This window comes from Sabulicella glaciei (assembly GCF_026183895.1).
GTDB lineage: Bacteria > Pseudomonadota > Alphaproteobacteria > Acetobacterales > Acetobacteraceae > Roseococcus > Roseococcus glaciei.
On sequence record NZ_JAPFQI010000002.1, the window covers coordinates 243,854 to 256,990 of the forward strand.

General features: G+C 70.5%; 13 protein-coding genes. 6 read left to right on the forward strand and 7 right to left on the reverse strand.

Going from position 1 to position 13,137, the window contains the following annotated elements; translation table 11 throughout:
* Positions 1–384, forward strand: a complete 384-nt coding sequence (locus OF850_RS06440; protein WP_301589114.1) for a hypothetical protein — start codon at positions 1–3, stop codon at positions 382–384.
* On the opposite strand, the gene OF850_RS06445 is transcribed toward OF850_RS06440, so the two are convergent.
* Together OF850_RS06445 and OF850_RS06450 are read right to left on the reverse strand one after the other, a co-directional pair.
* Positions 373–2,295: an AI-2E family transporter gene (locus tag OF850_RS06445; RefSeq protein WP_301589115.1), complete on the reverse strand. Its 1,923-nt coding sequence runs from the start codon at positions 2,293–2,295 to the stop codon at positions 373–375. The two genes, OF850_RS06440 and OF850_RS06445, sit on opposite strands and share 12 nt — an antisense overlap.
* A 75-nt stretch (positions 2,296–2,370) precedes the next feature.
* Positions 2,371–3,333 (reverse strand): NAD-dependent epimerase/dehydratase family protein, encoded by a 963-nt coding sequence (locus OF850_RS06450; protein ID WP_301589116.1) that lies wholly within the window; start codon positions 3,331–3,333, stop codon positions 2,371–2,373.
* Between the two features lie 66 nt (positions 3,334–3,399).
* Here OF850_RS06450 and OF850_RS06455 point away from each other — a divergent pair, with 66 nt between their 5' ends.
* Entirely contained in the window at positions 3,400–3,891 is a 492-nt protein-coding gene (locus OF850_RS06455) for a flavodoxin family protein (protein WP_301589117.1), read from the forward strand.
* Here the strand turns inward: OF850_RS06455 and OF850_RS06460 are convergent, their stop codons facing one another.
* The 3 genes from OF850_RS06460 to OF850_RS06470 are packed head-to-tail and all read right to left on the reverse strand — an operon-like array spanning position 3,892 to position 5,580.
* Positions 3,892–4,365 carry a VOC family protein gene (locus OF850_RS06460; protein ID WP_301589118.1) on the reverse strand — a complete coding sequence of 158 codons (474 nt, stop codon included), beginning with the start codon at positions 4,363–4,365 and terminating at the stop codon, positions 3,892–3,894.
* A complete protein-coding gene (locus OF850_RS06465; RefSeq protein WP_301589119.1) occupies positions 4,365–5,135 on the reverse strand; it encodes a VOC family protein in 771 nt (256 codons plus the stop codon). The genes OF850_RS06460 and OF850_RS06465 overlap by 1 nt, the downstream gene beginning before the upstream one ends.
* A gap of 13 nt (positions 5,136–5,148) precedes the next feature.
* The gene (locus OF850_RS06470; protein ID WP_301589120.1) at positions 5,149–5,580 is read right to left on the reverse strand and encodes a DUF1428 domain-containing protein; all 432 of its coding nucleotides are present in this window, start codon (positions 5,578–5,580) and stop codon (positions 5,149–5,151) included.
* A gap of 27 nt (positions 5,581–5,607) precedes the next feature.
* Between OF850_RS06470 and OF850_RS06475 the strand changes: the two genes are divergently transcribed.
* Positions 5,608–6,084: a MarR family winged helix-turn-helix transcriptional regulator gene (locus OF850_RS06475; protein WP_301589121.1), complete on the forward strand. Its 477-nt coding sequence runs from the start codon at positions 5,608–5,610 to the stop codon at positions 6,082–6,084.
* A 114-nt stretch (positions 6,085–6,198) separates the two neighbouring features.
* Positions 6,199–7,173 carry a Bug family tripartite tricarboxylate transporter substrate binding protein gene (locus OF850_RS06480; RefSeq protein ID WP_301589122.1) on the forward strand — a complete coding sequence of 325 codons (975 nt, stop codon included), beginning with the start codon at positions 6,199–6,201 and terminating at the stop codon, positions 7,171–7,173.
* A gap of 220 nt (positions 7,174–7,393) precedes the next feature.
* Here OF850_RS06480 and OF850_RS06485 read toward each other — a convergent pair whose 3' ends face one another.
* Entirely contained in the window at positions 7,394–8,671 is a 1,278-nt protein-coding gene (locus OF850_RS06485; protein WP_301589123.1) for a VanZ family protein, read from the reverse strand.
* Between the two features lie 788 nt (positions 8,672–9,459).
* On the opposite strand from OF850_RS06485, the gene grrM reads away from it, so the two are divergent.
* Positions 9,460–10,632 (forward strand): cyclophane-forming radical SAM/SPASM peptide maturase GrrM/OscB, encoded by a 1,173-nt coding sequence (gene grrM, locus OF850_RS06490; protein ID WP_301589124.1) that lies wholly within the window; start codon positions 9,460–9,462, stop codon positions 10,630–10,632.
* 230 nt (positions 10,633–10,862) lie between these two features.
* Positions 10,863–12,527: a hypothetical protein gene (locus OF850_RS06495; RefSeq protein ID WP_301589125.1), complete on the forward strand. Its 1,665-nt coding sequence runs from the start codon at positions 10,863–10,865 to the stop codon at positions 12,525–12,527.
* 43 nt (positions 12,528–12,570) lie between these two features.
* Here OF850_RS06495 and OF850_RS06500 read toward each other — a convergent pair whose 3' ends face one another.
* Complete coding sequence (locus OF850_RS06500; protein ID WP_301589127.1) at positions 12,571–13,110, reverse strand: invasion associated locus B family protein; 540 nt, start codon at positions 13,108–13,110, stop codon at positions 12,571–12,573.
* Between the last annotated feature and the right edge of the window lie 27 nt (positions 13,111–13,137).

Here is a 13,137-nt window from a genome sequence, read left to right on the forward strand (position 1 = left end):
ATGCGTCTGCCGCTGCTCATCCTGCCTTTCCTTCTCCTCGCCCCTGGGGTGGAGGCGCAGCGCGGCGGCCCGCATGACGGTTTCTACGAAGGGACGCGCTTCCAGGAGTGCGGACGCGCCGGCGGGCGCGTCTGGCAGGCGCGGGTGGTGGGCGAGGTGCGCTTCGGCCGCATCACCATTCCCGGCCTGCCGGGCGACCCGCCGCTGGAAGGCGAGATCGGCCCGGACGGCAAGGTGGCGCTGCCCGGCTTCGGCCTGTTCCGCGCCGGGGAGGGGCAGATCCTTGAAGGGGCGAACAACGCCCGCCGCTTCGTGAGCCGGCATTCCGGGCGCGGCCAGTGCCGCATCGTGCACGAGATGCTGCGCCAGCCCTCAGGCCGCTGACTTCTTCGCCTCCACCGATTTCCGCGCCTCGTCGAGGCAGGTTTCCACCGCGTCGCTCAGCGTCGTGACGTAGCGGTCCGCCCCTACGGCGATCTGCAGCTGGCGGTCCGTGAGGATTGCGTCCTCGGCGGGCCAGAGCCCGACCAGGATGGGTGCGCCCTTGGGCAGCCGCGCGCGGAGGCGGCGCAGCAGAAGCCGCAGGTGCGCCGGGTTCCCGCTGATGTCGAGATAGGAGATGCACACCATCGCGACTCCCTCCGTGTCGAGGGAGCGGATGGCGGCACGGCCCGCACGCTCGTGCGGCAGCAGCCGCGCCCCCAGCCCATGCTTGCCGAGAAGCTGCGTCAGCATCGCTGCCGCCGCCTCGTCCAGCGGGCCGCGCCCCGCGATGCACAGCACCGGCGCCTCGCCCTGCCAGCGCGGCGGCAGCGCCTCGCGCGGCGGCGCCTGGCCGGGCGGGGGGCGGGGCGCCACCTCGTCGGTTGCCGGGTCGCCTTCCTTGGCGGGCGGGGCCTCGCGCGGCACGTCTTCCTGGTCCGACAGCGCCTCGACGAGGTCCAGCATCGTCTCCTTCACTCCCTCCAGCCGGGGGCCGGACAGGATGCCGCGCTTCGCGTCGGCGGCGGCGAGCTGAAGGCCCTTCAGCGCCACCTCGTCGTAGTAGGAGATCAGCGAGCGCTCCTTCAGGATGCGCTCCGCGTGGTCCTGCGCCTCGTCCGGGTCGCGGGCCAGCATGCGCTGGTAGAAATTCTCCGAGGGCGTCAGCGCCGGGCGGTCGGCGAGCATGACGCCGAGGAACTCCAGCCGCTCGATGTGTCGTCCCAGCACAGCGAGGCACACGGTGAGCGGCGTGGCCAGGAGCAGGCCCGGCGCGCCCCAGAGCCAGGTCCAGAAGATCGCTGCCACGACGACGGAAAGCGGCGACAGGCCGGTGCTCTGCCCGAAGGCGAGCGGCTCCACCACCTGCCCCATCAGCCCTTCGCCGACCACGAAGAAGGCCGTGGTCCAGAGCGCCATGGTCCAGCCCGGGTCCACCGCGGCGGCCAGCACGATGGGCGGGATGGCGGCGATGGGCGTGCCGATGAAGGGCACGAAGCGCATCAACCCCGCCAGGATCCCCCAGAGCGCGGCGCCAGGCACGCCGATCATCAGCAGCACCCCTGTGGTGACGATGCCGTACGCGGTGTTGATGCCGAGCTGGGTGAGAAAGTAGCGCGACAGGCGTCGTGCCGCGTCGTCGAGCGCGACCGTGGTGCGGTGGAGGTCGCGCGAGCCGAACAGGCGGATCAGCCGGTCGCGCAGATCCTGCCGCTGCAGCAGCGCGAACACCGCCACCACGAAGACGATGAAGGTGGTGGCGAGCGGCCCCAGCGCGGGCATCAGCACGCGCTCGGCCACCTGGATCGGGCTGGGCATGGGCGGGCGGACCTCCACCGGCACCGGGCGCTCGCCGCTGGCGGTGGGGGCCGGAGGTTCGGAGCTTGTGGCCTCCTCCATCCCGCGCCCGAACTGCTCCAGCACGCTGGTCAGGCGCCCCACGGTGAGGTCACGCGCCGCCGACAGCTTTTCCTGCATCGTCGCCTGGTAGCGCGGCAGGTCCTGCGCGAGGTTGCCGACCTGCGAGGCGATCACCGTTCCCAGCGCCAGGATCAGGCACAGGGCGAGCAGGGCTGCCAGCAACGCGCCGCCGGTGCGCCCGAGGCCTATGCGCCGCAGCAACTCGGCGAGCGGAACCAGCACGAAGGACAGCAACAGGGCAAGGGTGATGGGAATCAGGACATCCCGCGCCAGCGCCAGCCCCGCCACGACCACGACGCCGATGGCGAGCGACAGGAGGCTGGTCAGGCTCGGCGCCTCCGCCTGGACGACGTGCCCTTGCTGTGGCTGCTGCTGCGCTTCGGGTGAGGGCATGGACGACGGGCCTCCGGCAGTGGGGTGGCCTTGCGGCCCTCGGGGGCAACGTGCGGCGCCGGGCTTCGATGCGTGTTAGCCTGCTTCGCGCAGGAAGTCCCGGATGATGTCGTCGAGCGTCTCGGCGCCCGGCAGCCCGAGCCGCGTGGCGGCCGCCGACTGGAAGCGGCGCGGCCACCCATCCACCACCGCCTGCAGCGCCGGATCGGGCGCCCAGGCAACGCGACCAAGCGTGCGGCCCGCCGCGTGGCGGGGCAGGGCCTCGGCCATCTCCGCCGGCGTAGCCGTGAGCGCGGGGAGATTGATCGCCCGCGTCGGCCCCAGCGCCGCGCCGGGCAGGTCGTGCAGGGTGCGCAGCGCCTGGGCCACGCGGCGGGCGGAGGCGAGGGGCAGGGGCGTGTCCGGCCGCAGCGGGCAGGCCACGTCACGGCCCAGCAGCGGCTCCCGCAGGATGGCGGCGACGCGGTCCGACACGGAGGGGCTGGGCGCGCCCGGCCGGACCACCACGATGGGCAGGCGGAGCGAGCGCGCATCCACCGCGCCGCGCCGGGCGTGGTCGGCCAGCAGCAGCTCCGCCACCGCCTTCTGCGTGCCGTAGGAGGTTTGCGGCAGGCGCGGCGTGTCGTCCTCGACCACCGGCGGCAGTGCCCCGCCAAAGGCCGCGATGGAACTCGCGAAGACGAGGCGCGCGGTGCGGCCTTGGCCCCGGCAGCGCTCCAGCAGTCCCAGCAGAGCGAGCAGGTTCACGGAAAGCCCGTGGCCCAGATCGGCCTCCGCCGCGCCGGTGAGGCTGGCGGCAAGGTGGAAGACGCTGTCGAAGCCCTGCGCGCCGAACAGCGCCTCCAGCAGCGCCGGGTCGCGCAGATCGCCCGAACAGGCGGCGACCGGCACGGGCGATCCCTGCGGCGCCCCGGGCGCCTGGAGGTCCGTCAGGACGATCTCCCGCAAGGGGACGCCGCCGAGCGTGCCGGACTCCAGCAGCGCGCCCGCGAGGTGGCGACCGATGAACCCCGCCGCGCCCGTCACCAGGACCCGCATCCCGCCTCCATTCCCTTGCCGTGCCCGAGGCTAGACGCGGGCCGCGCGGGCGGGCAACCGCACCGCATGAAGACGCTGCTGATCGTGTTCCATTCCGCAACGGGCGGCACGCAGGCGATGGCGGAGGCCGCCGCGCACGGCGCGGGGCGCGAGGAGGGGATTCGCGTGCGGCTGCTCCGCGCGCCGGAGGCGGGGCCGGAGGACGTGCTGGCGGCGGATGGATTCCTGTTCGCCACGCCCGAGATGCTCGGCAACATGGCCGGGCTGATGAAGGATTTCTTCGACCGCTGCTTCTACCCGGCGCTGGAGCGGCTGAATGGCCGCCCCTACGCCACGCTGATCTGCGCGGGCAGCGACGGCACCGGCGCCGCGCGGCAGGTGGCGCGCATCGCCACGGGCTGGCGGCTCCGCGAGGTGGCAGAGCCGCTGATCACCTGCGTCCACGCCCAGACGCCGGAGCGGATCGGGGCGCCGAAGACGCTCGGCGCCGAGGATCTGACGCGCTGCGAGGAGGCCGGCGCCGCCCTGGCGGCGGGGCTGGCGATGGGCGTGTTCTGATCAGCCGCCCCGCGCCGCCCGCTCCAGCGTGGCGATGTCCAGCTTGACCATGCCGAGCATCGCCTCCGTCACGCGCCGCGCCTTCGCCGTGTCCGGGCCGCGCAGCCATTCATCGAGGCGGCGCGGCGCGACCTGCCAGCACAGCCCCCACCGGTCGCGCAGCCAGCCGCATTGCTCCGCCGTGCCGCCTTCCAGCAGCGCCTCCCAGATCCGGTCGATCTCCGCCTGGCTGTCGCATTCCACCATGACGGAGAAGCTGTGGTTGAACGGGTCGAGCGGCCCGGCCTCCACCGCCCGGTAGCGCTGGTCGCCGAGGGTGAAGGCGGCGATCCGCACGCTACCCGCCGGCCCGCTGGGCGTCTCCGCCGGAAGCGGCGCGATCCATTCAAGCGCGGAGCCGGGGATGAGCGCGGTGTAGAAGCGCAGCGCCGCCTCCATGTCCCGCGCGAACCAGAGATGCTGGGCGACCTGCATCACGACGCCGCCCGCGGCCCGACGGCGCCGAAGATCGCACCCTGCGGGTCGCTGGCCACGACGATGAACACGTTGCCCGGCACTTCCGCCGGACCGTAATGGATGGTGCCGCCCGCCTCCGTGATGGCCGCCGCGGCCGCGTCGATGCCGGGGACGCCGAAATAGAAGGTCCAGGCCGGGGGCGGGCCGTTCGGGATGGCGCGCATCACCGCCCCCATCGCCGCGCCGCCGTGCAGCAGGAAGCGGTACTCGCCCAGCTCGCCCATCGGCATGGCGTCGCCCGGCTGCCAGCCGAAATGGCGGCCGTGGAAGGCGAGGGCCGCCGCGGGGTCGGTCGTCGCCAGCTCGTTCCAATGGCAATGGCCGGCGTGGTTCGGCGCGAAGGCGTGGCTCGTGCCGTCATCGGCGCCGCGCATGATGGCAAGGAGGACGCCCTGCGGGTCCGTCAGCACGGCGAAGCGGCCGACGCCCGGGATGTCGGTGGGCGGCACGCGCTGCGCCCCGCCATCGGCCAGGATGGCTTCGGCCGCTGCGTCCACGTCGTCCACCGCGACATAGCCCATCCAGCTTGGCTGCATCGGCGCGCCGGGCGGGGGCGCCATCATCCCGGCGACATCCCCGGCCTCCGTGCCGAGGAGGTGGTAATCCACCCCCGGCATCGTCGCCTTGCGCGCCCCCCAGCCCAGCACGGCGCCATAGAAGCGCGAAGCCGCCTCAGGGTCGGGGGTCATGAGCTCGTACCAAAGGAAGTCGGCACGCCGGTTGGCCATGTCCCGCTCCCCCTCAGACGTCCAGGATCGGCGCGAAGCCGCCGAAGATCATGCGCTTGCCATCGAAGGGCATGGTGCCGGACATCGCCTGCATGCGCGGATCCGCCATCATGCGCTGGTTCGCAGCGTCTCGGATTTCCTTGGATGGGTATTCGATCCAGGCGAAGACCACGACCTCATCCGCCGTTGCCTGCACGGCGCGCCGGAAATCAGTCAGCTTGCCGTCGGGCACGTCGTCCTCCCAGCATTCAACCAGGCGGGTGGCGCCGAATTCCCGGAACAGCGGCGCGGCCTCGGCCGCATGCTGGCGGTAGGCTTCCTTGTTCGCGGCGGGCACGGCCACCACGAAGCCATCCACATAACCCATTTTGTCGTTTTCCCCTCTGCGTGCCGGTCGATGCCGGACGTTCTCTTCAGCGCCAGCCACGCGCTCGTCGCTGGACATTTTTGTTGATATCAACGTATATGGGCCATGTCAACGGAGAATTCGCTTTTTGTTCCATTCGAAACGACGCTGGAGGTGCGGGATGCCTGCCTGTGCCTGCATGTCCAGCGCGCCGCGCGGGCCCTGGCGCGCCGCTTCGACGAGGCCTTGCGCCCGGTCGGGCTGACCAACGGCCAGTTCTCCCTTCTGATGTCGCTGAACCGGCCCAGCCCGGTCCCGATGGGCCCGGTGGCGCGGTTGCTGGCCATGGACCGGACGACGCTGACTGCCGCGCTGAAGCCGCTGGAGCGGCAGGGGCTGGTCCTGGTCGGCCCCAACCCGGCGGATCGGCGTGGGCGGCTGCTCAGCCTGACGGAGAAGGGCCGGGGCGTGCTGGCCCGGGCCGTGCCGATCTGGCGCGCCGTGCATGGGGAGATCGAGGCGGGGCTGGTGGAGCCAGGACCGGATGCGCTGCGCGCAGGCCTCGTGGCGCTGTCGCGAGGGGACGAAGCGCCGGGCGCGTGACGGCCTTTCCCGCCGAACGCCCTGCTCGCCGAGCGCGCTGCCCCCAGCAAATCCTACCGTCCCACCTTTGGCCCATGCCATGGTGGGCACAACAAGCCACGGGAGGATCATCCATTGCCACACCGCCGCGCGCTGCTGGCGACACCCATGCTCGCTGCCCTGCCCATCGCGGGCCGGGCGCAGGAGAACTGGCCGAACCGGCCGGTGCGCGTCATCGTCGGCTTTCCGCCCGGCGGCTCGCTCGACGTCATGACGCGGCTGGCGTCCGAGTTGATGTCGCAGCGCCTCGGCCAGCCATTCGTCGTGGAAACGCGCACCGGCGCCTCCGGCAACATTGGCGCCGAGGCGCTCGCCCGGGCTACGCCGGATGGCTACACCATCGGCACCGTCAGCATGCACAACCTGCTGATCAACCCGCATCTCTTCCGGCGGCTGCCCTATGATCCGGAGCGCGACTTCGCCTGGATCAGCGCGATGTGGGACCTGCCCAATGTCGCGGTCGTTCCGGCGCAGCACGTGCCGGCGCGTTCGCTGCAGGAATTCGTCGCCTGGGCGAAGGAAAGGCCGGGGCGGGTCAGCTTCGGTTCCTCCGGCGTCGGCACCACCATCCACCTTTCCGGCGCCTTTCTGGCCGGGCGCACGGGGTTCGAGGCGCAGCACGTGAGCTATCGCGGCGCGGCCCAGACCATCCCGGCGCTGCTCGCGGGCGACATCCAGTATGCGGTGGACAACCTCGCCTCCTATGTTGGCGTGATCGCGGAAGGACGGATGCGCGCCCTGGCCGTCGCGCTGCCGCAGCGCTGGCCGGCCCTGCCCGATGTGCCGACCATGGCGGAGGCCGGCGTGCCCGGCTTCGAGGTCTCGCCCTGGCACATGTGGGCGGCGCCGCGCGGCACGCCGCAGGCGGTGACCGACCGGATCTCGGCCGAGGTGCGCGCCGCCTGGACCGACGCGGCACTGCAGCAGCGCGCCATCACGATGGGCGCCCGACTGACCGGCTCCACGCCGCAGGGGCTGGCGGAGAGGCTGGCCCGGGAAAAGCCGATCTGGGCGGAGATGGTGAGGGTCAGCGGGGCGCAGCCGGAGTAGGGCGTTTCGGCCGCGCTCCGAGACTCATGCCTTGCTGATGGACGACGGGGCCCAGGGGCATGGCGCGCCGCCGCGCCAACGAGGCGGCAGGGAGCCCGCATTGCAAGGATCACGCCGAGCCTGACCGACAGGATCGTGGCCGAAGGACCGGCCCGCGGGACTGCGTGGCGAGCCATGGAATGCATCTCGCGGGCGATGTCTTTGCGCCCGTCGTGGCGCCTCAATGGGCCGCGTCAGCCCGACGGACTTGCATCCGCCTCGGCTTTGCCGCCGGCTCGACGGAATTCCCTGGGTCAGCGGCATGTTCGCCGCCGGGCCGTACCCTGAGCAGTGCGAAAACGACCGCAAGGCCGCCTGCCAGCACGGTGTCGGTGATCTCGGCCGAGCGACCGCGAATGTGGGTCTGAGCCAGGCTGGTTGCGAAAAGCAGCGCCATCTCCACGCCCGCGGCGGACAGGAGGGGCAGGCCCTGCCTGACCAGCAGCCAAAGCAGGCTGCCGTAGAGGAAGCTCTTCTCCAACATGGACTGAAGCCCGCGTCCCCAATGTCCCCGGAAGACGCTGAGAAACGGAGTCCACCCAAACGGCGTCTCGGCCGCGGTGAAGTGGAATGGTGCAAGGCGATCCGCCACGACGACAACGAGCAGGAGCGTCAGCAGGACCGGCCTGTGCCAGCGCGACCCACGAAGCATCATCCATCCCAGCAACGCCATCCCGACACCGAGAAGTTCGGCGGTGGTGACGACCCTATCGACGATGACGACCCCGGAAAGGAGCGTGCCGACCAGGACAGCCGGAACGATCACGCAGGGCCGGAAGCGCCCGCTGGCCACTTCGATGAGATGGGCCGCGACAAGCCAGAGGATGGCGAGGCGAAGGCTACGGAAGGGCTCGAATGTGGGGGTGAGAACGAGAGGCTTGAGGCTGTTCCAGTACAGCTGCAGATCGATGGCTGGAACGTAGGGATACAAACGGTAGCCTAGCCATGCCAGGACGAGCAGCACCGCGAATGGCTCGGCGCTGCGTTTCCGGTGGGCCAGTGCTGCCGAGAGGAAAGTAGCGCCGCCGGCGACCGCAGCCAAAGCCCCGATGAAGCATCCGGCAGCGTTCAAGCAGACATCCCACACGCTGCTTGTCCTGCCTGGGACATACAGCTGCGCGAGTTCCACCGAGCAGGACAGCATCGCGCCGAGCAGGGTTGCGAGGACGAGCGCCCACGTCCTGGCGAGGCCAGCCATCAGGCAAGCAGCGGCGAAGAAGCCAAGCGGCGCGTAGAGGGCCAGATTGGCCACGAGGTCACCACGCCCTCCGATCGGCCGGTTCCAGGCCCGGAGCAGCAGGGTGACGAAATCCGCCTGGGATGCAGCCGCGTGGAACCGGAACGGGTAGAGCGACCCATAGAGGATCAGCGCCACGGCGATCGCCGCCAACAGGGCTGCCTTGAGGAAGGGGACGCTCGAGCGAAGCTCGACCGGATCCTTCGGGAAATCCTGGGCCACCAAGGAAACCTCTTTGTTCAAACGACTCTCGCCGTCTTCAAGGGACAGTCTGCATGGCCTGGGGGCCTTTCATCCAACCGGAGAAGCGGCGTTCGGGGCACAGCCGGCGCAGCCCTCCTCGGTCCTGAACACGGTGACCTTGCAGACGCTGCTGAACGGCAGCTGGTCCAGCCGGAAAACGCAGCCACCCATGAGGTGGCGTCGCTGCCCCCGAAGGCGTGATGCGAGGGCCTGCCGTCCCTCCACTTGGTCGTGCTCAAGCGACACCGGGTCAGCAGCGTCGACTTTGCCTGTGCATCGAAGGATGCCGCATCACGCGTCCGGACGCCCGCCTGAGCGGAGTTCCTGTCCGTGCTGATGGCTCGGCCCGGTGCCCGCCCCTTCTGTCGCCTAGGGGGCTTGGCCCCTCAGACATTGCTTGCATCCGCCCCGCCTGCGCGCGTACTTTCGAATTCATATTTTTGGAGCGACGTCGTAGGAGGCGAAGATGCCAAAAATGAAGCAAGGATCTACCCCTGCGGCGCGCGCCGCAGCGCTCGCATTTGCGACTGCGATGGCAGGGGTGTTGCCTGGCGCTGCCTTCGCGGGCCAGCCGGCGAGTCCTGCCGCCGCGCCCGAGGGAGTGGTCGGGCCATCCAAGGCCCAGCCTGATCTGCACGCGCGCGTCGACGCGGCCGCGAAGCAATTGCGGAGCGAACGCCCGATGGCCCTGCCCGAAGGCGCACCGCCCGTGCGCCAAGTCCAGTGGCGCAACCGCTAGACGCGTGACCTAACCCGGGCCGCGCGTCATGGCGCCCGATGTCCAAGTCGCCCGGTTGAGGCCGGGCAGGTCGCGCACCGACTCCTGCCTGCGTCTGCTGGTGATCCAGCCGACACCGTTCTGCAATGTCAGCTGCTCCTACTGCTACCTTCCCGACCGAACCTCTACGCTGCGCATGAGCGCGGAGATCCTGGAAAGCGCCTGCGCCGCTATATTCGGCGCGCCCTTCCTCGGCACGCAGCTCGATGTCGCGTGGCACGCCGGCGAACCCCTGGTGCTGCCCGTGGCATGGTACGCGGACGCGATCGCCTGCATGGCGCGCCACGCGCCGCCTGCGCTCGAGATCACGCATTTCTTCCAGACCAATGGCCTCCTGCTCGACGGGGAGTGGGCGGCCTTCCTTGCCCGGACCGGCGCGAGGGTCGGCCTCAGCATCGACGGCCCTGCCGATTTGCATGACCGGCACCGTCGCACGCGCGCAGGGGGCGGTACCCATGCCGGCGCGATGCGCGCCCTCCGCATGCTGCGCGAGCATGACGTGCCATTCCATGTCATCACGGTTCTGACCGATGCGGCGCTGGAGGAGCCCGAGCGCCTGTTCGATTTCTATGTGCGCAACGGCATCGCCGAAGTCGGCTTCAACGTCGAGGAGATCGAGGGCGCGAACCGCACCTCTTCGCTTGCCGGTCCTGCAGCGGAGGCACGTTTCCGCAGCTTCCTTGCACGGTTCCTGGGCCTCGTCTGGTCGTCGCGGGGAGCATTGCGCCTGCGCGAGGCGGAAGCCGCACAGCAGGCCATCCTGGCCGATCGCCCCGTCGTGGACGAGCAGAACCAGCCCTTCGAGATCCTCACCATCGGTGTGGACGGGAGCATGTCCACCTTTTCCCCCGAGTTGCTGGGCACGCTTCACTCGCGCTTCGCGGGTTTCGCGTTCGGACATGTCGCCCGGGGCTGCGCGGCCATGGTGGACGACCTGGCCTTCCGCCGCGCGGCGCGCGAGATCCAGGCGGGCGTAGAGGCCTGCGCCCGGTCCTGCGCCTACTTCCGCTGGTGCGGCGGCGGCGCGCCCGCGAACAAGCTGTTCGAGACGGGCCGGTTCGACGCGACCGAGACGATGCATTGCCGCCTCATCAGGCAGGCTGTGCTCGATGAGGTCCTGACTCAGGTGGAGACACACGCGCACGGCCTGCCGGCCCCTTGAACACGGCCAGGAGCCCGCACGCGACGCAGGGAGGGATGGTCATGGAAGGCGGTACGTCAGAGATGGTCGCAGCCGCGGGGCGGGTCTACTACACCATGCCCTTTTACCTGGGGCTTGGCGTCATCCTCCTCTACGCCTGGCATCGCTTCGACGAGCCCTCCTTTCCCAGGGACGAGGCGCTTCCAAGTGAGGTCGTTCCTCTACGCTACCTTTTCCTCCGGCCCGCCTATGTGCGCGCGCGCCTCGTCTACGTCACGATCTCCTGCACTCTGTACTTCCTGCTCGTTCTTGCGGGGCGGCCCATCCTTGATGCGCTTGGCATCGGCGCGGCACAGTTTCCACCCGCCGCCTGGCCGCTCACCATCGCCCTTTTGATGGTCGGCGTGCTGCCCAATCCCAACATGAAGTGGCTCAACTCCGCCGAAGACCGTCTGCGGCGCCATGTGCACGCCTGGTTCCTCGTGCCCGACGGCGTGAAGGAAACCATCGCCGTCCTGCAGGACGCCGCTTACACGCCGCCGCAGGCGCAACTCGAGGCCGTGAAGGAGCCGCTGCGCAGCCGAATCCGCGAGGGGCTCGCACTGCCGCGCACTGAATTGCGCTACCGCTGGGCCCGCGCGTCCATGCTGATGGAGGCGATCCACCAGATCGGCAACGGCGCGCCGCACCCGCTCGCCTCCGCTGGCTTCCAGGCCTTCCAGGAGGACCTCGTCGCTCTCCGCCAAAGGTATCGCGCGCTGCGCTCCGACATCGATACAAGTTTCGCGAGCCCACCCAGCGAGGAAGTCGAAACGGCACTCAGGGAGCAGGTCGACGGGCTGTTGCAACGCATCTACGCCTATCTGAGCTGGGGCGTGCGGCACCAGGCACAAAGCGATCGGATCGTCTTCGCCAAGCTGGTCGAGTGTGGCTTCCGGGTGCCCGTGGTGGATCAGGGACGCCGCAGCTTCGACGTCATCGCGCCCGCCCTGCTGCTGGTCATGGCGCTGGTCTTCGTGATGAACTGGATCATCGACGCGACGTCCCCCCAGTGGGCCGTCAGCGCTCTCGCCAGCACCGTTGCGGCCGGCCTCATGTACGGCGGCTCCTCGTTGATCGTGCTGCGCCGGCGCGCCCAGATGATCGAGGCCACGACCTGGGACCCAGCTTCGCCGCGCTCCCTTGTCGGACTGGCTTGGCGCGCGGGCTTGGCGACCTGGGCCGTCATCGTCGCCGTCACGGTGTTCTTCGGGTTCGAAGCTGCAGTGAACTCGCTCACTGGATTGTGGAGTGCGGCGGTCCGCGGGAGCGATCTCGACGAAGCGGCCCTTTGGTTCCCGTCTCGCGTCGCCACAGCCGCTCCCTGGTTTCTCGTGGGGGCGAGCTTCAGCGTGCTCCTGGCTTCCCGTCTGGATGGCGACGTGCGGCGGGTGACGCTCGCCGACCGCGCGCGCGACGCGGCGGTGGCCGGCATCGGCCTCGCACTGGCGGTCGTCGCCGCATCGATCATTCAGGAGGGATTGGAGGCCGCGATCCGGGGAGCGCCCTCGCCGGCGACGGTGGAGCCATTCCTGTTGCCGGGCACGATTGGGCTCCTGGTGGGCGGCATCATGGGTTTTGTGCTGCCCAAGGCCTTCCGGCGGGAAATCATGCGGCCCGCGCGCACGCAGGCGCGCCTTGCGCTGCGGGAACTCATGGACCGCGCGAAGCAGAGGCTTGGGGAGGACGCTGAGGCTTGGGCGTTCACGCGGCCCGAGGAAGACACCGACATCCGCATCACGCCGGCCGAGGCGCTGCGCTACCGCAGCCACGCCACGGGCGTCTGGGCGCTGCTCGACCAAGTGGCCGCCGCGCGCGGGTCAAACTGGCAGCCAAGTGCCGCCGCCGTGATCGATGGGGGCCGCAAGGCAGGCTGAGGCGCCGATCGTCGCTGCCGGGCGGCAGGGCCCGGATGCGCACTTACCCCTGCGCTGCCGCGTGAAGGGCGTCCAGGGCCGCGGCGAGGCCGCGCAGGGAGACAGGAAACGACACGACCTGCGCATCGGCGTCGCGGAAGTCGAGCTTCGCAGCCTCCGTCCGGCGTGCCAGCGCAGCGGCCTCGTTCTGCGGCAACTGGGCACTGGCAAAGCAGCCACGCGGCGTGCAGCGGCGGAAGGCAAGGGCCAGGGCTGGTTGGTCGTCAAGCAGGAGCCGCGCCGGCTCGGTGACGGTGATGTTGGTTCCGACCTGGATGGTGACCGCGACTTGGCCCGGCGCCGCGCCGCGGGCCGTCAGATAGGCCAGGGGCTGGCCGCGCTGGTCCTGGATCGTCTGGGCGACCTCGCAGCGTCGCTCGCCGCCCGCCGGCAGCTCACAGCGCAGCACCCAGTCGCCGTAGGAGGCGGTGGTGCGGTCGGGGCGCGGGGCGGCCGTGCCCTCCTGCGCCTGCGCCGCAAGCGGCGCGCAGGCCAGGGCTCCCAGCAACGCGAGGGCAACTGCGCGGGTGGTCGCTCGGGGCATCGACAGACTCTCCATGTCGTGACTCGC